This is a genomic window from Shewanella sp. SG41-3 (assembly GCF_014164545.1).
Taxonomy (GTDB): Bacteria; Pseudomonadota; Gammaproteobacteria; order Enterobacterales; family Shewanellaceae; genus Shewanella; species Shewanella vesiculosa.
This window is the reverse complement of the sequence record NZ_JACJFJ010000001.1, coordinates 721564-742995: the sequence shown is the minus strand read 5'-3', so window position 1 is coordinate 742995 and position 21432 is coordinate 721564. Positions and strand designations below refer to the sequence as shown.

At 40.0% G+C, this 21432-nt stretch carries 17 protein-coding genes; 7 read left to right on the top strand and 10 right to left on the bottom strand.

The features are described 5' to 3' along the window. Positions 1-256 precede the first annotated feature (256 nt). A complete protein-coding gene (locus tag H5164_RS03225; RefSeq protein ID WP_182754725.1) occupies positions 257-1861 on the bottom strand; it encodes a methyl-accepting chemotaxis protein in 1605 nt (534 codons plus the stop codon). A gap of 364 nt (positions 1862-2225) precedes the next feature. Between H5164_RS03225 and H5164_RS03220 the strand changes: the two genes are divergently transcribed. Further along, positions 2226-2837: a Yip1 family protein gene (locus H5164_RS03220; protein WP_124016455.1), complete on the top strand. Its 612-nt coding sequence runs from the start codon at positions 2226-2228 to the stop codon at positions 2835-2837. 664 nt (positions 2838-3501) lie between these two features. Here H5164_RS03220 and H5164_RS03215 read toward each other — a convergent pair. The 4 genes from H5164_RS03215 to H5164_RS03200 all read right to left on the bottom strand — a co-directional run bounded on the left by H5164_RS03215 (position 3502) and on the right by H5164_RS03200 (position 6439). Beyond that, positions 3502-4752, bottom strand: coding sequence for a hypothetical protein (locus H5164_RS03215; protein WP_182754723.1), 1251 nt, complete (start codon positions 4750-4752; stop codon positions 3502-3504). A gap of 335 nt (positions 4753-5087) precedes the next feature. Further along, a complete protein-coding gene (locus H5164_RS03210; protein WP_182754721.1) occupies positions 5088-5351 on the bottom strand; it encodes a hypothetical protein in 264 nt (87 codons plus the stop codon). Between the two features lie 197 nt (positions 5352-5548). Further along, positions 5549-5893, bottom strand: coding sequence for a hypothetical protein (locus H5164_RS03205; protein WP_182754719.1), 345 nt, complete (start codon positions 5891-5893; stop codon positions 5549-5551). A gap of 324 nt (positions 5894-6217) precedes the next feature. Then, the gene (locus tag H5164_RS03200) at positions 6218-6439 is read right to left on the bottom strand and encodes a penicillin-binding protein (protein ID WP_182754717.1); all 222 of its coding nucleotides are present in this window, start codon (positions 6437-6439) and stop codon (positions 6218-6220) included. 455 nt (positions 6440-6894) lie between these two features. Here H5164_RS03200 and H5164_RS03195 point away from each other — a divergent pair, with 455 nt between their 5' ends. The 4 genes from H5164_RS03195 (at position 6895) to H5164_RS03180 (ending at position 12110) form a co-directional block, all read left to right on the top strand. Then, positions 6895-8499, top strand: coding sequence for an alkaline phosphatase (locus tag H5164_RS03195; protein ID WP_182754715.1), 1605 nt, complete (start codon positions 6895-6897; stop codon positions 8497-8499). A gap of 19 nt (positions 8500-8518) precedes the next feature. Then, complete coding sequence (locus tag H5164_RS03190) at positions 8519-10438, top strand: alkaline phosphatase (protein WP_404717399.1); 1920 nt, start codon at positions 8519-8521, stop codon at positions 10436-10438. A 97-nt stretch (positions 10439-10535) separates the two neighbouring features. Next, on the top strand, positions 10536-11267 hold the full coding sequence (locus H5164_RS03185) for a hypothetical protein (RefSeq protein WP_182754713.1): 732 nt from the start codon (positions 10536-10538) through the stop codon (positions 11265-11267). A 516-nt stretch (positions 11268-11783) separates the two neighbouring features. Next, complete coding sequence (locus H5164_RS03180; RefSeq protein ID WP_182754794.1) at positions 11784-12110, top strand: YkgJ family cysteine cluster protein; 327 nt, start codon at positions 11784-11786, stop codon at positions 12108-12110. 92 nt (positions 12111-12202) lie between these two features. Here the strand turns inward: H5164_RS03180 and H5164_RS03175 are convergent, their stop codons facing one another. Then, entirely contained in the window at positions 12203-12679 is a 477-nt protein-coding gene (locus tag H5164_RS03175; RefSeq protein ID WP_124016447.1) for a hypothetical protein, read from the bottom strand. Next, a complete protein-coding gene (locus tag H5164_RS03170) occupies positions 12679-13851 on the bottom strand; it encodes a PepSY domain-containing protein (protein WP_182697009.1) in 1173 nt (390 codons plus the stop codon). Before H5164_RS03170 ends, H5164_RS03175 begins: the two co-directional genes overlap by 1 nt. A 260-nt stretch (positions 13852-14111) precedes the next feature. Between H5164_RS03170 and H5164_RS03165 the strand changes: the two genes are divergently transcribed. Both H5164_RS03165 and H5164_RS03160 read left to right on the top strand, forming a co-directional pair. Then, entirely contained in the window at positions 14112-16217 is a 2106-nt protein-coding gene (locus H5164_RS03165) for a TonB-dependent siderophore receptor (RefSeq protein WP_182754711.1), read from the top strand. Positions 16218-16761: 544 nt separating this feature from the next. After that, positions 16762-17772, top strand: a complete 1011-nt coding sequence (locus H5164_RS03160) for a D-alanine--D-alanine ligase (protein ID WP_124016444.1) — start codon at positions 16762-16764, stop codon at positions 17770-17772. Positions 17773-17852: 80 nt separating this feature from the next. Here the strand turns inward: H5164_RS03160 and H5164_RS03155 are convergent, their stop codons facing one another. From H5164_RS03155 to napA, 3 genes are read right to left on the bottom strand one after another with little or no spacing between them, the layout of a single operon-like run. Further along, a complete protein-coding gene (locus tag H5164_RS03155; RefSeq protein WP_124016443.1) occupies positions 17853-18452 on the bottom strand; it encodes a cytochrome c3 family protein in 600 nt (199 codons plus the stop codon). 8 nt (positions 18453-18460) lie between these two features. Further along, positions 18461-18931, bottom strand: coding sequence for a nitrate reductase cytochrome c-type subunit (locus H5164_RS03150; protein ID WP_124016442.1), 471 nt, complete (start codon positions 18929-18931; stop codon positions 18461-18463). Positions 18932-18942: 11 nt separating this feature from the next. Beyond that, positions 18943-21432 carry a nitrate reductase catalytic subunit NapA gene (gene napA, locus H5164_RS03145; protein WP_182754709.1) on the bottom strand — a complete coding sequence of 830 codons (2490 nt, stop codon included), beginning with the start codon at positions 21430-21432 and terminating at the stop codon, positions 18943-18945.

The following is a 21432-nucleotide window of genomic DNA, read 5'->3' as shown; positions in this document are numbered from 1 at the left end:
TCAAGGGTAAGCAAATCTGCACTATCACAAATTAGTCGGGACCGAATTTGAACAGCTTTAGCTGACCTAAAGTTGAGCACTATGGGTGACAGCGAATAAAATCTGCCAGTGCACTTATCTGGTTTGTTGGCCATTTGAGCAAGCGGCTCATTCAAGCAACGTATAAGCCAACTTATTCCAAGCCCACTCACTAAAGTGGGCTTCTATTATCGTCTTTTGAACAACTTATAGGCAGCTAGAACGAGTTGAGCTCAACTTATTCACTTAAAAAAGAAGCTAACTCATCAACATGAGATTGAGTTTCATTGATGAGTAGGCCTATTTGAACCGCGGCGTCATTTGACGTTTTCGCAAGATTACGAACTTCGTCCGCAACAACGGCAAATCCACGTCCGGCTTCACCTGCTCTTGCTGCTTCGATGGCTGCATTGAGGGCTAATAGGTTAGTTTGATCGGCGACCGCATTAATGGTCGTTACTGTATTTTGAATTTTACTCAACACTATAGACATAGCACTGTGCGTTTCGGTCACTAACTTATTACGAGAAGAAACATTACTACCAAAAACAATATACTTAGAAATATTTCCATTCAAATCCGTAATTGAAGAAATAACACAATCTAAAATCACTTCATTGCCTTGATGAGTCAGTTTCATCATGACTGCTGTCGGTTCGCCTCGTTGGATCATCTGCGTACGAGAATGGTCTAAGTGGTCTTTTAAATTTCCCACTACATTTTGCATTTGTATATCGTCGTGTAAATTTAACTGCTTTTTAGTATAGTCATTAGCTGAAATAAACTGACCACTTTGATTAAACTCTAACACTGCCGAATGACTGCTTATTGCATCTCTTTGATTAATCTGTTCTAACACAATACGTTTGATTTCACGCACATCAGAGCTCACACCAACAAAACCTGTGTGCTCACCCTTGTCATTAAAAATCGGATTTACTGCCAATACAATCCAATATGGCACTCCATTTTTATCAAAATTCAATATTTCTTCATAGAAGGCTTGTTTTGCTTTGAGCTTTTGAGATATGCGCTTAATCGTTTCTTTGTCGGTTTGTTCTCGTTGCAAAAGTATACCGGGTTTTTTGCCCTTTACTTCTGCAAGGGTCAAGCCTGAAAGTTTTTCAAAACCAGGGTTTACATATTCAACTAAACCATTTTTATCAGTGATCAATACACTAGTGCTAGTGTTACTTACCACCTTTGATAACATTTCAAATTGCTTAATGTGCTGGTTTTGCTCTTGATGGGATAATACATAGGCGGTGAACTTTTGATTACCAGAATTTATTTGATGGCGCGCCACATGAACATAGACCTTATCCTGCTCAGATAAACAAAGTAGGTGTTCTTTATTGTTAAGCCCATTTTTTAACGTTCTCTGTAAATTGATATCTGCTTGATTTAAATAAATAGAGTCAGTATTTACTGGATCCAAATTAGCTGTTACTAACTTTTCATTGTTATCAAATACAACATAGGCCTTGCCACTGAAAGCTAATAACTCTTGCCACACACTTTCAGTTAATAACGGTGTTGATACAGCATCAAACGTATAAAGTGAGCAAGACTCTAAGTTTTTATAAGTCAGTTGGATAACTTGCTGACTAAGGAGTAGGTTTTCATCACAGCGAATAGTTTTGCTGCTACTGTCATAACGAGTAAGCAATAAAGTAAAGGTTTGATTATGATCAGCTTGTTTTAAGCGCTTGCTTAATTGATTAAAAGCATCATTAACGACAATAATATTTTGCTGAGCATCGACCACAACAGCAGCTGACTGATGCGTGGTAACTAGCTGCAATGCTAGCGCTTTCCGACTAATTTTCGAACTAAACCACATAATAGATCTCTAATAAAAAAGTAACAACGTCAATACGTTAGTCGAGCGTTAATCGATCACTATTTAGGGTCTCAGTAATTGGGGTCATCGCAATAACTGGTTTAGTCTTTAAATCATTACATTGAATATATAACGGGTAAAAAATATTGCTCTTATTTGAGAAAAGTAACAAAGCCAGCGATTTTTATGATGATTGCGCAAACACTCTTAACTGCAGTTGCCACTCACTAAAGGATAATAAAAATAGCGCCGAATAAAGCAAATATGCGCTTACCTCCTATACTGTTATTTAAGACACACCGTAGTGTGCCAGTAACCTTAGTTTTTATAAAAAACTGCAGCTTGAAAAAAGCGAGGAGGAAGCATGATTAATCACGTTTGGGGACTTGTACATCATCCTGATAAAGAATGGCGCAACATAAGTAATGAACATGAAACGGTCAGTCATTTGTACACGAGTCATGTACTGTGGTTGGCGGCGATCCCGGTGGTCAGTACTTTTATTGGTACGACACAGTTTGGCTGGACTTTTGGTGGTGAAGACACAATCAAGGTCTCAATGGAGAGCGGTTTAAGCCTGGGAATTTTATTTTATGTGTTAATTTTAACGGCAGTGACAATAGTCGGTAGTTTGATCCATGGGTTGGCGCGTAAATACCCTAATTGCCCAAGCAGAAATGAATGTATTGTCTTTGCTGGTTATATTGCCACACCGATGTTTTTAAGTGGCCTGTTTGCGATATACCCTATGATTTGGTTATGTACACTCGCCTGCATTATGGGGATTTGTTATACAGGCTATTTACTCTATCGTGGTACACCAAGCTTTTTAGGCATAAGTAATCAACAGGGCTTTATTATATCAAGCACGACGCTAGCTATTGGTGTATTAGTACTAGAGGTTTTACTGGCTGCTGTTGTATTGCTGTGGAGTCTTGGTGCAGACAATACCATTATCTGGAACCTATTCAGATAGACCATATGTTGTGAGTACATCGACGGAAAACGCCTTAATAATTTGGCCAAAGATACATGAGCTGTTAAGCATGAAGTTGAGTATCAGGAGATGAAAACCTGCTACTCATTTTTATGATGATATACTTGATAGAGCGAAACCGCTGAGGTTTTGGCTTGTGCAACTCTTGGGATAGGACGCGACTTCGCGCGGCCTATCTTACTTAGCCAAGGAAAGCCCAAAAAAGTGGTTATTATTGCATTCGTCAGTAAAGATGGTAGTCATCCTTAATTCGATGCTAAGAGATTGCTTTATGTAGTAACTTAGTTAATATTCTGAAATTATTACCAATAATGGCAGAATACCTAATAATAATTACTGCTAATAGCAGATCGATAAAGCATGTAAAAGAAACATAAAGCTTCCCCATTAATACTTCTAAATTGTGTCCCCATTCTTATGATTCATACAGATGCTCAAAACTTTCATCTGTCGAGTTTTAGATGGCACATAAAAAGGCTTTACACTCAATACACGAGTAATATTGATAAGGTGTATCTTCTAAGCTAACGATCATTTGTCTTAAACTAGCCACCTTCATTTTTAAGGAGAGTAATTAAAGCGTAGTTGAGTGTTCAATATTTATTCAAATAGAGCGATCAAATTAACATCACTTGGACCGTGACTAATGATTTTTTGTTGGTCCTTTAAACACTTGTTCTCCGTGTGCATTGAAACCAAATATGATGGATTCATGTAAAGGTAAACGTAGTACGACTTTTTCGTTTGGCTCCTCCTCAACACGTAGTCGGTCAAATGGTATAGCGTTTAATTCATTTTTCCTTCTTATTTCAATAATACATGGATATTTATCTCTACACCATTTACCTTCAAATGAGATTAAGTCGTGATTGTTAATATACCAATCTGGTCGAGTATTCGTGTATGTCGTCCTCGGCCAAACGACATCGACATCATGCTGCCCAGGCATAGTTGACCATACGCCGCCCAAATTATCAGTCAAAATAATGGGCTTTTTCGGGTTAAATTTGTTTAAAATTTTATTATAAATAGGATTTTCAAATTCTAACGTTTTCGACTCCATTAAATTAGTTTGACTAATTGTGAGCGGATTGACGCCAGTAAGATTAGCCAATTCGTTTGCTAGCCAGATTCTATTGTCTTTAATGTTTTTTTCTAAAATATGACTATAGCCGCAATGAATTATAACTTTGGCATTTTTATTAATAGAAAATGAAGTGTTATATATTTTTTTAGCTGCTACCTTCTCCCTTTCACTACCCGAAGAATCATCATACGTTATAATTTGATAACCAAGTTTTTTAGCGGTTCTGATCATTTCGGCATATACGGGTTCGTTAGAATATGTACCAGAGCGTTCGATAGCATACCCTCGAATATTGATGTCAACATCTCTCTTTGATAGAGTTTCAATTGCTAAGTAACGATATCCACTACTCCATAATTTTTGCAGTAAAGATGTTGTTAAAGTGCGATGAAGAGCTATGTGATGAGCCTCATTTATCATAACAATTTGAGTTTCTTTGGACATTGTTAGTATTTTTTCAACTGCCGATATAGGAGAAAGGTTTTCAATAAGGTCTTCGGAAATAAGTGGTTCATCAGTCGGAAAGCTAATAGCCTTTTCATACTGTCCTACATATGAATATAACGTTGTTAACGGTTGATTTATGGCGAACAGGCTTTGTTGGTCGCCTTTATATTTATCTTTTACTTCAATGACTTTACCAATTGCATCATTATATGATTTGTTTTTTGGCGCATCGATGACTTGCTTATACAAAAAACCTAACTCGCTTGGTTCATTAGCATATAATTGATTTGTATAAACCAGAAAGATAAGGGGAAGTAAGTAGATATTTGGCAATATAAGTAATTTATTATTCATGCGCATGTATATATCCTTCTAAAATTTTTAAGTGGTGGTGAAATTTAAAATATGTATATTTACGCATGTGTCAGTAACATTGTAATGATAGTACTCGAGCTTGGGCGAGATCATATTGTGTTAACGATAAGGATTATAATCATGGCCATATTATTGATATAAATGGCATGGGCTAATATCAGTATGAATACTATTTTTCAATTTAAACACCAATATATCCTTGTACATAACACAATAATTATCAAGCTATAATATTTTACTAAAGATTGTGATAACGGAGTAAAGCCAAACATCTTACGTATTTGTTAAATACAATTGTTATATCACGATTATGAGTGAACCTAAATAACACCTAGGACAAGTCCCACTACAAATATTATCCAGAAAGTAAATGTGTCTCTGAAGCGATCGAGTAGCCAAAAATAAATAAACGCTAATACGCCAGAAACAGCGGTACCAATTATTACATCGATAAAACCGACATCAACTATTAAGCTGAAAATGAAAAAAATTGCTGCATAAATACCAGCACACAGGCCTGGACTTTCTGTTTTGAGTAAAAGTTGCATCAAGCCGATTAACAACAAAATTTTAAATGCGATCATTTATACTTTCCTTAGTAATATAACGCTCCGCTATATGTGTTTAATTCCAACATTCACTGCAGTTTCAGCCACAGATTTTAGTATTTAATAATTTTCAAAAAATGGCTAAAGTAACTCTCCTGCATTTTAATAGTTAGTATTATATGAGTTAACAACATAAATCCAAACCAACTCTTTTTGTCCTTGTTTATTGATTCTTAGGTTTTTGTCAGTTCATATGCACGGGAGATAACTAAAGGAAAAAGATCTCCTTCCAAAATAACAGCCCATTGACCATCACCAAAACGTTCAACCCGATTAACATCCATTAAAACATTACACAGATCATCAGCAGATGCTGTTGTTATGTTGGACATAATATTCTTTATTTGTCGAGGATCGTAATCAATTTTCCCCCATGGAGGGCAACAAAGAGCATTCATAAATTTAGAGATAACGGCTGGATAGTTGGGATAACCACTCGATCTATCAATATCAGGTAATGCCTGTTTGGCTAGCATATAGCCCTCTTCAAGTTTTTCTACATCATTTTTTAAAAACATACTCACTCCATAAAATCTACGCCACAACAATAGACTAAGTGATTTTAGCTAAAATAGTCAGCAACGAATGCTCGCAAAATGTTACTGGTTAGCAGTGTATTGATGAATAGAAAATTCAGACGGAAATGATGCTGTAAAGCCAAACAAAAACGTCGGCATGGCGGAATGAACATTTAAAAGCATCTTTACGATATCCTTTGAATTATAAGTGTATGAACAAGATGACAATATAGTATTGCAACTAGAACCGCTTACTGGCATGCGAGTTTAAAAAGGCAAATAATCCATTTTTATCACGCCTTAACTGACATTCACTTTACTCTATCAATACGATGAGTTGGGCGTACTCTCAGGATTAACCTCACCATAAACCTCTTCAGGATCGACATCATTAATCAATAATATTTCCCTGACTGTTTCAATGTGATCTAAAATCTTTTGGTAATCATCACCATACTCATATTTAGTCACTTCAATTGATTTTGGCATGTAAGTAAACGCAATTTTCAATGCGTTTAGCGCGGATTCACTTATTTTTTCACTCATATAGAAGGTCCTTATCTGATAGTTTGAATTGATAACATCTAACTCAAGCATTCTGCCACTAGGTAGCATTGAAATTGATTGTGTCAACAAGCGCACAAGCGAGACCAGAACTCAACTGTACCCTTATACAGGTAAACAACTTAACCTCTTTGAACTCAGATTACGATAATTATTTTTGATCACTTACTTATAGAATATTTAATTTAATCATAGTATTGGATGTTAATTGCATTCAGGGTAATTCAAGTGCAGACAAGGTAGCAAGATTATTTATCTGCAAAATTACGAGACGGTATCAATTACTCAATAACTATAAAAATTAATAGCTTGATAGATATAATTAAAACTGAAACTCGATTGTAAACAAATTGTAACCCAGGTGTTACTTTATGTTCATTATAAACCTCTATGTTATGGCTAGGTCCTTAAATAACTTAACTACAACATAGGGTAATATGAATATGCTCAAACAAGGCTTATCAGTGGTTATCGCTAGTATATTGTCTTCGGCAACATACTCTGGTTCTGCAACCGCAGCGACAACGACTGACACACAACTCAATAATGCTTGGTATAAAGACGGCCAAGCAACCATCACCGAAAAATTACAACAATCAAGATCAACAAGAGCAAAAAATGTCATCTTGTTTGTTGGCGATGGTATGGGTATTTCTACACTTACCGCTGCTCGGATTTTAAAAGGACAATTAGCTGGTAATTCTGGTGAAGAAGGTTACTTAAGCTTTGAAACATTTCCTTATTCAGCTCTAGTTAAAACATACAATGTAGATGCACAAACACCAGATTCAGCTGGCACAATGACAGCCATGATGAGCGGCTTAAAATCAGACGCTGGTGTTTTGGGTGTTGACGAAGACGTCGTTCGTGGAAGTTGTGCTTCCGTTAAAGGCAACGAAGTTGTAACGGCTCTAGAGTTAGCCGAAATAAAAGGCTTGTCGACGGGTGTGATATCAACCGCTCGTATTACCCACGCAACGCCAGCCGCCACATATGCAAAATCAGCAGACCGTGACTGGGAAGATATCTCAGATATGGATATTGACAATAATGCTGAACGTGCAAATTGCGAAGATATCGCATCTCAACTGGTTAACTTTGAAAAAAATCTAGAACAACGTTATACCGGAGTTGATGTAAATGGTATTGATGTTGTTATGGGCGGCGGACGTCGACATTTTCTCCCTAAAGACGCCGCATTTAATAGTGTTGATGCCGTTAGCGCTATTGAAGGCGATCGAACCGATGGACGTGATTTGACCGCAGAATGGAGCGCTATGTATCCAAATGGTAAATACGTTATCGACCAAGCTGGATTTGATGCCATTGATACCGAAACGACTGAACGTGTTTTTGCTTTATTCAATGAATCTCATATGCAATACGAAGCTGACCGAGGCAATGATATTGCCGGCGAACCAAGCCTTTCTCAAATGACCGACAAAGCCATTAAAGTATTGGATAACAACCCAAAAGGTTACTTTTTAATGGTTGAGTCTGGACGAATTGACCATGGACATCATGCTGGTAGTGCAAGCACAGCCCTTAATGACGCTATTGAGTTTTCAAATGCTGTTCAAGCGGCATTAGATGCAACAAATGATGAAGAAACGCTCATTATTGTCACCGCCGATCACAGCCATGTGTTTACGATTGCTGGCTATCCTAAACGTGGTAATCCTATTTTGGGTAAAGTTGTTGGTATTGGTGCTTCTGAGCCTAGTGAAGATTCAGACGGCAATCCTTACACCACATTAGGTTATAGCAATGGACTGGGTTTCAGAAACTTAGGCGCAGAAACAGATGGCGACGCATCATATGCTGCTGAAGCTGTCGCTGGGCGTCAAGACATTACCGCAATCGATACAACAACCCCAGGTTATCACCAAGAAGTGACTGTTCCATTAGATAGCGAAACTCACGCGGGGGAAGATGTTGCTATTCATACATCAGGCCCAGGTGCGCATTTAGTTCAAGGTATTGTTGAACAAAGTGTCGTATTCCATTTAATCAATCGTGCTCTTGGTTTAGTTGGTCAATAGACCCTATAAGGTTTTTATGATGAATAAATTTATATTATCAACAATAACAGTTTCTTTGGTTTTTGCATTATCAGCTTGCGGCGACAACGGTGACAATGGCACAGATGGAAGCAACGGCATCAATGGTTCAAATGGATCAAACGGAACGAATGGTACTAACGGAAACAACGCGTTAATAACACAAACTCCCTTGCCGGTAGGTAATGAAAATTGTCTCAATGGTGGTGTGCAAATCGACTCGGGTATCGATACCAATGCTGATACCGTTTTAGATGCGTCTGAAATAACATCCACTCAATATGTATGCTCGCCTGCCGCAACCTCAGTAAATGATAGCGAACTGCTAAGCAGTTTAAATAACTCATGGTTTAAACAAGGTGCTGCCGAAATAGAAACGGCAGATGATGTTTGGAAAAAAATAGATAGCCAATTAGTAAATAATGCCAACGTATCGATTGCAACAGCATCTACCGCGGCTGAAATAACAGCACTTAAAGGCTCAGCTAAGAACGTGATTTTATTTGTTGGTGACGGTATGGGTATTTCAACTGTAACTGCCGCGCGTATTTTAGATGGTCAAAATAAAGGCATGATGGGTGAAGAAAACCAATTAAGCTTTGATAAGTTCCCATTTTCTGGTTTAGCAAAAACCTACAACGTTGATGCACAAACACCAGATTCTGCAGGAACAATGACAGCGATGATGTCGGGCATTAAAACGGATGCTGGCGTGTTAGGTGTTGACGAAAATGTGGTTCGAGGCAATTGTGCTAGCACTAAAGGCATTGAGATGATTACGGCCTTAGAATTAGCTGAGATTGCAGGTAAATCAACAGGGGTTATTTCTACCGCACGCATTACCCACGCGACACCTGCTGCGACTTATGCAAAGTCAGCAGATCGTGACTGGGAAGATATCTCTGATATGGATATTGCCAACAATCCTGAACGCGCTAATTGTGAAGATATTGCATTACAGTTAGTCAATTTTGAAGCCAACTTAGAAGCTCGATATACCGGTGTAGATGTTGATGGTATTGAAGTTGTTATGGGTGGTGGTCGTCGTCATTTTTTACCTAAAGATGCAGCATATAACAGCAATGACGCAGTCAGTACGATTGAAGGTGATCGTACTGATGGCCGTGACTTAACCGCCGAATGGCAAGCTAAGTATGCAACAAGTGCTTATGTATATGACCAGACTTCATTTAATGCTATCGACACTGAAACAACACCACACGTATTTGGTTTATTTAACGAATCACACATGCAATACGAAGCTGATCGTAAGAATGATATTGCTGGTGAACCTAGCTTGTCAGAAATGACAGCCACTGCCATTAAGGTGCTTGATAATAACAACAAAGGTTTCTTCTTAATGGTTGAATCTGGTCGAATTGACCATGCTCACCATGCCGGAAATGCTTACAACGCGCTAAATGACGCGATTGAGTTTGCTAAGGCTGTACAAGTAGCGGTTGATGCAACTAGCCAAGAAGACACCTTAATTATTGTTACAGCAGATCACAGCCATGTATTTACCATTGCAGGCTACCCTAAACGTGGTAACCCAATCTTAGGTAAAGTGGTTGGTATTGGTGAGACTGAGCCAAGTTTAGCCTCAGACGACATGCCTTATACAACGTTAGGTTATGCCAACGGCCTTGGTTTTAGAAATTTAGGCGCACAAACCGATGCTGATGCAAGCTATGCAGCTGCAGCAGTAACAGGCCGCGTTGACTTAACTGATGTTGATACATCAACTGCTGGGTTCCACCAAGAGTCGTTAGTACCACTCGATAGTGAAACGCATGCGGGTGAAGACGTTGGTGTTTTTGCTGTTGGACCTGGTGCCCAATTAATAACAGGAACTAATGAGCAAAGCTTAATATTTCACGTAATGGATTACGCAGGCAACCTTTCAGGTACAGCCCAGTAAAGAAGTAAAGCGTTATCAATAAAGAATAGGGGCTTGCCCCTATTCTTTAACGTTTAGCTTCCACCTTGATACTTAATCAGCCAAAAAGATGAAACACATGAAAACTCTATTATTAATAACCGCTATCACTTTGCCGTTATTTGCTTCAGCAAGTGAAGACTGCCAATCAACTACCCTTATGGCGACTTATAATATTGAACAAACAACTCACGATGCAGCATCAAACAAACAAAACCAACTGGTATTATTAAGAGCCCAAAACTCGGTATTTCACATCAGCAATCAACAAGTAGCAACACAATGGACCACACTGCCAAATAATCACATGAAAAAAACCTCATATTTTATGGATGATAAACGTGCAATTGAATACGAAGCGACCAAAACGAAATCTAATCAAGCATGGCAATATCATGCACAATTACTGAATCCGTTATTTAAAAACCAGTCAACACTCATTGAAACTACTGGACAAGGTTGCAACAAACTTGAGCATTATCAAAAACAAACAAATACAAAAACGGTTGATATATGGTGGTTTCCAGCAAAAAAATTAGTACAACGCATTAGTACTGTATTGTCAGATAAAAGTGAATCTGCAGATAAAGCCATAAATTGGCAATTAAGCGAAATAACTTACGACAACAACATTATTCAACAACAGTTAGATACATTATCTGCGTACCAATCGACCGACTTTGCTGATATTGGCGATAGTGAATATGACCCATTTTTTAGAAAAATGATCAACTTAGGTTTTATTGAGCACAGCGCATCAGGATTTTATGACAGTGAAGGTAATTCATTATCGTCAGCACATCAGCATTAACATTGGCATTGGCATTGGCATGAGCCATAGTACATATGGGTTTATGTGATCAAAGCCGTGACAGTTATTTTCGCTCTTCGCGCCCCAGTATTAAGTAAACTGAACATTAACCAGACTATTTGTCTCGCTATCACAGGGAAGTGAAGCGTTACTCCCGTAATGCGGGTCACTAAACATAATGCCGTGACAAACTAGACTGATTGAAGGCTTCTCGCTCAATATTGACAACACCTTACTAGACGTCGCGCTGGGTTAATGAAAATACGGCACATGCGACAATAAACTCAGCAGCGATGACACTTGCCTATGTGGTAGCGGCATTATTATTGCGAGCATGTATCAACCGCTAAAGTGGTTGTCTTATCATCCTCAACCACCAAGCGCTTTTGAGTGAGTTTGGCGAGTATTCTAATCTCATGATTATTTGCGCTAAGATAACGTCAACGCCGCAAAATTACGGTATCCTTAGTCCAAATGTTCAACTGCAGCCCTTAAATGCCCACCAATATCATTACCATGTTCCCTGAGTCGTCCGATAAATCATCGACTCCCGCATCGATAAGCGCTGTAGAGCAACCAGCAGCTGTGACCTGTTCAAATTGCCAGGCCTGTTGTTGCCGCTTAGAAGTAATGTTAATCACCGAAACCGGTGTACCTAAAGTGTATATAGCCAAAGATAATTGGGGCGGAGAAGTGATGCGCCGTCTTGATGATGGTTGGTGTGCCGCGCTAGACCGAGACACTATGATGTGTTCAATTTACGAAGTTCGGCCACTGATTTGCCGTGAATTTGATATGGCCGAATACGAATGTGTCTCTGAACGCGAAGCTTTCGGAATATAAGCCCTAAGACATTGATGTTAACTGTAATGCCATTACAGTTAACATCAACAAACTGCTCAATGAAATTAAGCCATCCCAAAAGCTACAATGCTTTAATTTGATGACTGATAAAATACATCTGGTAACTTCCAGCTAATAACTTGCTGTTGCCCCTGCCAATTTTCAATGGTTAACCACGCCTTGTGTTCTGCTGTTAATATTTCTGGCGCAATAGCATGAACTTCTTGTCCATGCTGACTTCCATGCAAGATACCTGCATCACCCATTTGCAGTGTTTCTAATGGTAAGGGCTCTGTGCCAATATTTAAATATGCTTGACGGATCTGGTTTACCTGCCCCTTACTAAACAATAATAAAAAATCTTTAGTGTAGGTACCATCGTGAAGATATGGCGGATCAAGATTATACGGCATAGGTGTTATTTCAAAATCTCCGACCGCTTGGGTTTCCCATGCATCAGGGAATTGCGGGAATAAAGACTGATATAGAAAATAACCAACTAGCACTAGCATTAAGCCATTTATTTTATACTTGTAACGATTCCATATGGTGTTTTTAATGCGGGCCATTAGTTACCTTCCTGCTCGACTAGCGATGAGTTATGCATTGTCAACGAATCGTCGAGTTCGGTTCTGGCAGCTTTTACGGTTCGACTTCCCCACATTAAAAATCCTGTGATAGACATACCCGTTAGAAATACACCAAAAATAAACCAAATCACCTTGGTCCACAAACCGCCGATAGTGCCGTAATGCAGGGGATTAGCGATATGTGATAGCGTTTGTAAAGTCGTCATTGCCGCTGGCGATCTTTCACTTTCAATATTGCCGCTCCAAGGATTAACCGTCACACCATAAGCGTATTGATCATAGAAAATATGATCTCCTTGACCATACACTTTGTAAGTATCTCGATTGTGCTCAGGAAGCATAATGTAAGTACTTTTAAAATCCGCAAAGGTTTGCTCTGCGAGATGAAGTGCATTAGCCAAAGTATATGGCCTAATTGGCGCACCATCGGTTGTCGTTATAAGCTGACTGACCTCCACTAAAGGAGGATGTTCTTCAATCTCGATATGATTGTGCCACATAATCGCCTGTGCTAAATACCATAACCCCGTAATGCTCATTAACATTAAAAACCACATTGACCACACGCCAGCCAATCGATGGAGATCTGCAAGCAGCGTTTTTTTACCTTGGTTTATTCGTAATTTAGGCTGAGTAAAAGCGCGCCAGAACTTTTTATAAATCACCAGTCCAGATACCAGCGCTCCTAACATAACAATGGCCATGAAACAGACAATGTAATAGCCAACACTGTAATTACTGTGCCAAGGAAACAGCAACCAGCCATGTAAGGAACGCATAAAATTAGTGAAGGTCATGCCAAGGTTGATTGCTTGTATTTGGCCTGTGTATTGATTGACGTAAGCGATAGCAAAAGGCACATCGCTATCACTAAAGATCACTGCATTAACTAGATAAGACTCAAAGCTCATCACTGTGGTGATGTTTGCTGTTGGGTGCGCTTGTTGCACAATGTCAACGAGTTCTGACATCGGCTTTTCAGTCAAATTTTGCGGATTAGTTGCGCGAGCGTCAGGATTGGTCAGCCAGGTTAACTCATGACTTATCACTGAAATGGTCCCGGTAAGGCACACAAAACAAAATATTATCCATACGGGTAATGAAAACCAGCCATGAAGCTTAAACCAAAATCGATTACTACGTTTTGCCATCTGTTTTCCAAATTTGTTCGCTGTCGTTATATACATGAATATCCCGCACATGCTAATACGATTGATAACCAATCTCAACAAATATTGAGTGATAATTATTATCAATTGTAAATTTTGGGTTAATCCTCGCATTTTTATCAATCTGACCTTAATTATATTTGCTAATGATAATCGTTAGCAATAACATTAGCATCTAATAAGCGCTATGGTTGGCCGTTAATATTATTCATCGTTTGAAAAAGATACAGGTAAAGCAAAACATGAAACCGAAACACATATTTGCACTTTCATCATTAGTTTTGGCGATGGGCTTTGTAGTACAGCCCTTCGCCCTAGCAGCCGAACAACAACAAAATGCTGACAACAATGATCAAAACATTGAAAAAATCCAAATCTTAGGTGTACGTTATAAACGCGTTAGCCAAGGTGCAACAGGCTTAACCATGGAGATTAATGAGACACCTCAATCAATCAGTGTGGTCACCAACGATCAAATAACTAATTTTGGCGCTAATAATCTTAACGACGTACTTCGTCTTGCTACTGGTATTAATGTTGAAGAATGGGAAACCAACCGCACACAATATACTTCTCGTGGTTTTGAAATTAAAAGTACCCAAATTGATGGCGTTGGATTGCCAAATGACTGGGGGATAGTCACTGGTGCAATGGAAGCTTATGGTTATGAAAAAATTGAAGTTATTCGTGGCGCTAACGGCCTACTAACCGGAATAGGTAATTCTGCTGGTACCATTAATTATGTGCGTAAACGCCCGACGAATGAAAATGAAGGTGAAGTAGGCATCTCATACGGTTCAGATGACTTTAAGCGCGTACAAGCTGACTACTCTGCCCTATTAACAGAAAGCGGTAGTTGGGCTGGTAGAGTTGTTGCGGTAGTAGAAGACAAAGGGTCATACCTAGATGGCCTAGAAAATGATCGTGGTTATCTTTACGCTGTCGTTGATGGTCAGCTAACAGATAACTCAACCTTAACGTTAGGGTTTTCTTACCAAGATGCCAACACAGACGGTAATACCTGGGGTGGATTAGTATTTAACTATACTGACGGTACCCAAGCTGAGTGGGATACTAGTGCGACTACGAGTCAAGACTGGACCATGTGGGACACCATTAATACAACCGCGTTTGTTGAGTATACTTACATATTGCCTAACGATTGGGATCTCAAAGTTGCCTATAATCATCAAGGATTAGAAGATGAAAGTAAGCTATTTTATGCTTCTGGCACCATTGATAAAGAAACTGGTTTAGGGTTAATGGGGTCGCCAGGTCGCTATGACACTGAATTTTCAGCCGATATGTTAGATATCACCACAATTGGTCATTACGGCTTATTTGGTCAAGATCACGAACTGACCTTAGGCTTAAGCGGCTCAAAAAGTAAAAAATACATGTACCAACATCCATTTGATTATACTTCCACGCCGGCATATGGGCCCACGCCAGCCTTCCCTTACGATCTCGATGCTATTCCTGAGCCAGAATGGGCCGATAAAATCGAGTACTCTGACATAGATGTTAGCTTACTACGCGCTTATGGTTCGACTAAGTTCAATATCAATGACAGCCTATTTGTCGTTGCTGGTTTTAATGCGATTAAATATACCCGCGAAGGTATTAATAGCGGTGTTGATATTGACAACGATGAGAGTGAATTAAGCCCTTATGCAGGCGTGGTTTACAGCATCACAGAGGATATAAATACCTATTTCAGTTATTCAGATATTTACCAACCACAAGAGCAATATGATTACGATGGGTATTTTTTAGACCCAACTAAAGGCGTCAATTACGAACTGGGGCTAAAAACCCTGTGGCTTGATAATGATTTAATGGCTACCTTTGCACTATTTAGTGCTGAGCAAAATAACCTCGCTAGCTACGCCGGCCTTAATGCTAACGGAAACTATTTTTATAAAGGTGTAAACGTCGAATCAAAAGGATTTGAAGTTGAAGTAACGGGACGCATCACAGACAACCTCAATGCAGTATTCGCTTATACGCTGCTTGATATCGAAGATGACAACGGCGCTGAAGCAAATGAGTGGGCAGCCCGAAACGTTGTTAACTTTTCGATGGATTATACCATGCCACAATTGCCAGAAGTAAGCGTTGGATTAGGCGGCAGATGGCAATCAGAAACCAAAAATGTTGATCCTAAAGTAGAGCAAGATGCCTATTTAGTGGTTAATGCTTTTGCAAGTTGGAACATTTCTGACGATCTTAACCTAAGAGCGAACATTAATAATCTCACCGATGAAAAGTACATTACTAGCTTGGCGACAATAGGCTATTACGGTGCACCTGTGAATGGTTCGGTGAACTTAACTTATCGCTTCTAAGTGGCATGAATACGCTAACGCGTAACGACTGAATTTATGCCATCAATTTAAGTATTTGCGTTTAATGCGTTGGTTACCACATCAATATAATTGGTGCGGTAACCACGCTAACAGGCAATATATTGATTGATAAAAAACCTCTTTTTATAAACATAAAAAGAGGTTTTTACTTTTACAGCTGATACATAAAATTATTTACAGGCCCAACACAAAGATAGCGTTGAGCTCGTCGTCTACAACTATATCGCCTTATTGACGATTCAATCTGCCGCAGGTTTTGCGCGCTTATAAAAGAGTGATAATCGAAACAGGTATAGCCAAAGCTTATAAATACCCTCACTTTGTCAGGCGAGTAGATATGCCGCTGTTTATTATTTCGTTGAACTTATTTAAGCTACTTAGCTTCGAAAATAAACCTAATAAGCTAAAATAGTATTAACTCTTACTTGCGCTGTATGGCTAAGGGTCTTTATCATAAGCATTACTTATTTAGGGCGAATCCAATCCAATCTAGCCCATTCTTTTTGGTCTTTCAGGAGCAAACATGCCAAAGATTAATCTGCTGCTATTGTGCGGCGGTGGCGGTGCAGAACACGATATTTCATTAATGTCTGCACGTTTTTTTGAGTCATCACTGGCAAAGTCAGATAAATTTTCGGTACTTAAGCTAGTACTCGATAAACACGGTCATTATCACACTGAAGACGGAAAATTATGCGACCTGACTAATCGGCGTGAGATTCGTTTTGAAGATAACAATACGCCAGCATGGCCGGTTGATTATGTGATCCCGTGTATTCATGGTTTCCCGGGTGAAACCGGCGATATTCAATCGTACTTTAACTTAATCCAACTGCCCTACTTTGGCTGTGAGTCTGAAGCCTCAAGTAATTGTTTTAACAAAATCACCGCTAAAATGTGGTTTTCAGCTTTAGGTGTGCCAAACACCCCTTACATCTTTTTACATCAACTAGATGATGATGCAATCAAGCAAACTGAAACAGCATTTGATCATTGGGGATCCGTTTTCGTTAAAGCTGCTTCACAAGGATCGTCTGTGGGTTGTTATAAGGTTGATGTGAAAGCCAATATCGCTAACGTACTTAAAGACGCATTCAGTTATGCCCCTTATGTGGTCGTTGAGCAAACTATCCATGCGCGTGAATTAGAAGTCGCCGTATACCAGTATCAAGGTGAAGTAGTCGCGACCTTACCGGGCGAGATTATTTGTGACAGCAATACCTTTTATTCATTTGATGAAAAGTACGCTAAAAATAGTAAGGCCCGAACCGACGTGGTTGCAGAGAACCTCAGCCCTGAGATCAGTCAACTGATCCGTGATTACGCAATAAAAGCCTTTAAAGGGATGAAATTACGTCACTTGTCGCGTATCGATTTCTTTTTAACTGATGATAATCAAATCCTTTTGAATGAAATCAATACCTTCCCTGGGTTAACGCCTATTTCAATGTTCCCGAAGATGTTGCAAAACCATGGTCATGATTTCACTGAATATTTAATTGATGTGATTGGGCAACAGCTTGATTTAACGTAAACAACTTTAGTTCGAAATGCATAAAACAAAAGGCCAGCAAATTTGCTGGCCTTTTCTATACGCTTACAATATTAACCCGTTTAGAACCCTTCTACACCCGCCATATCAGGTAATTGATGTGCAATCCCTTTATGACAATCGATACAGGTTTTTTCGCCGCTAGCCAGAGACGTTGAATGCATTTGTGATGCACGCTTAGACTGACGAGTGAAATCCATATAATCAAAATTATGGCAGTTACGGCACTCTAATGAATCGTTAGCTTTAAGGCGTTGCCATTCATGTTCCGCCAGCTCTCGACGCTTGCCTTCAAACTTTTCTCGCGTGCTAATAGTACCGAATACTTTACCCCACACTTCTTTAGACGCTTGCATTTTACGGGCAATTTTGTCGGTCCAGTTATGTGGCACATGGCAATCCGGACAGGTTGCACGCACACCACTTCGGTTAGTGAAGTGAATGGTGGTTTGCAGCTCCTGATAAACGTTGTTTTCCATTTCATGGCAACCGATACAGAATTGCTCGCGGTTAGTCAGTTCTAAAGCGGTGTTAAATCCGCCCCAGAAGATCACTCCTGCGATAAATCCACCAATGGTTAAGAAGCCAAGACTGTAATGGACACTCGGACGACGCAGCACTTTCCACACGAGTTTTAGTTGCTCAAATAATTTTGCAAACATAGTCACTCCTAGTGCTTAACTGCGGCTTTCGCCTTCATTAAGTGGTCTATATCGACAAAGTCATTTTCAACCAACAACTTGGCATCTAACTGCGGTGCATGACACTGAGTACAGAAATAACGACGGGGTGATAAATCAGCCAAGAAATTATTGTCACGGTCCATATAGTGAGTCACGCTCACCATTGGCGCCTGTGAATGACCGGTACTGGTACGCGCATGACACTGGATACACTTGTTCACTTTAAGATCGATTTGATAACCATCAATCTTGTGCGGGATCACCGGTGGCTGCATAGGATAATTACGAACCTGCTTAACATCGGTATTGATCACCGCTTGCATTGCAGGCGGTGTCGGTTCGATATTAATTGGCGCTAAACGTAATGTGTCGATTTTGTCTTCAGGTATGCTGGTAGCCATTACACTGACAGAGAAACCTAATAACGCGATAATCGATAATAATTTACCTGTTTTCATGGTCTGTCTCCTTAAGCCTTAACAATCTTTACTGCACATTTTTTATAGTCAGTTTGTTTTGACAAAGGATCTGTCGCATCTAACGTCACTTTATTAATGAGCTGACTGGCATCAAACCAAGGCACAAACACTAAGCCTACAGGCGGCTTATTACGTCCACGGGTTTCAACACGGGTTTTAATTTCACCACGGCGAGACACAACTCTAATCTCATCACCACGGCGTAAACCGCGCTTTTTAGCATCTTCAGGGTGCATAAAACACACTGCATCAGGAAAAGCTTTATAAAGTTCAGGTACACGTTGGGTCATAGAACCAGAGTGCCAATGCTCAAGCACACGCCCTGTTGATAACCAAATATCAAACTCTTCATCTGGCGACTCTGCCGCAGGCTCGTAAGGCAAGGCGAAGATAACCGCGCGACCATCTGGTTTACCATAAAACTCAAAGTCGGTACCGGCTTTAACGTAGGGATCTGACCCTTCACGGAAACGCCATTTGGTTTCTTTGCCATTCACCACAGGCCAACGTAAGCCGTGTTCTTTGTGGTACACATCAAAGTCAGCTAAATCATGACCATGACCGCGACCAAAGGTGGCATATTCTTCAAATAAACCTTTTTGAACGTAAAAACCAAAATGCTTAGCTTCATCATTTAAGTATTTTGGATCAGCATCTGCCAATGGAAATTTATCGACATTGCCATTGAGATAAAGCACTTCATATAAGGTTTTACCTTTAAATGAAGGATTAGCAGCTAACACTTCTGCAGGCCACACTTCGTCAGTGGTGAAACGCTTAGAGAATTCCATTAACTGCCATAAATCAGACTGTGACTCGCCGGGCGCCTTGACCATTTGATGCCAAAATTGAGTCCGACGTTCAGCATTACCATAGGCACCTTCTTTTTCGACCCACATTGCTGTTGGTAAAATCAAATCGGCGGCTTGAGTCGTCACGGTTGGGTAAGCATCAGACACCACGATAAAGTTTTCTGGATTACGGTAGCCCGGTAAACCTTCTTCGTTAATATTGGCGCCTGCTTGGATATTGTTGTTCACTTGTACCCAGTAGCAATTTAAATCACCATCTTTTAAGCGACGGTTTTGCTCTACTGCATGGTAGCCAGGTTTAGGGGGAATAATACCACTGGGAATGTGCCAAATCTCTTCGGCGCGCTTTCTGTGTTCAGGGTTAGTCACCACCATGTCCGCTGGTAAACGATGTGAGAATGTGCCCACTTCACGTGCTGTACCACAAGCAGACGGTTGACCCGTTAATGAGAATGGACTGTTACCTGGAGTAGAAATTTTACCGACTAACAAGTGAATGTTATAAATTAGATTATTACACCACACACCACGAGTATGTTGATTAAAGCCCATGGTCCAGAATGACGTTACTTTACGATCAGGATCAGCATACAGCTCTGCCAACTCAATAAGCTTATGTTCTGGTACTCCAGACAACTTACTCACAGATTCAACATCATAATCAGCCACAAATTTAGCAAATTCGTCAAAATCAATCGGTGTAGAGTCACCCGCTGTGGCTACGTTTTTGGCTTTCATTTCCAGTGGATGCGTTGGCCGTAAACCATAGCCAATATCCGTTGTACCCTTGCGGAAATTAACATGCTTTTTGATAAAATCTTTATTCACTTTGCCATTTTGGATAATGTAATTGGCAATAAAGTTAAGCATCGCCAAATCGGTTTGTGGCGTGAATACAATTGGCAAATCAGCCAGGTCAAATGAACGATGTTCAAAGGTCGACAACACGGCAACTTTAACGTGTGGCGCACTTAAACGACGGTCGGTTATACGAGTCCACAAAATGGGGTGCATTTCTGCCATGTTTGAGCCCCAAAGCACAAACGCGTCAGCCGCTTCCATGTCGTCATAACAGCCCATTGGCTCATCAATACCGAAGGTACGCATAAAGCCACCTACCGCAGATGCCATACAATGACGCGCATTAGGGTCGATGTTATTTGAACCAAAGCCAGCTTTCATTAACTTAACCGCGGCATACCCTTCCCAGACGGTCCACTGACCAGAACCAAACATTCCCACCGCAGTTGGGCCTTTGGCTTTTATGGTGGCTTTCCAACGCTCCGCCATAGTGTCGAAGGCTTTTTCCCACGTAATAGGAGTGAATTCACCATGCTTGTCATATTTACCATCAGTCATACGCAACATAGGCGTTTGCAGACGATCACGACCATACATAATTTTAGAAAGGAAATAACCTTTAATGCAGTTTAAGCCGCGGTTAACTTCACTGTTGGCATCGCCATGTGTGGCAACAACTTTACCCTCACGGGTGGCAACCATCACAGAACAACCGGTACCGCAAAAACGACAAGGTGCTTTGTTCCATTCTAATTTGGTTTGTTCTGAGCTAGTGATCAGGTTGCTTGCACTGGTCGGTAGTGCTAATCCTGCAACACTTGCCGCTGCGATAGCGGCATTGGCTTTCATAAAATCGCGTCTATTCAT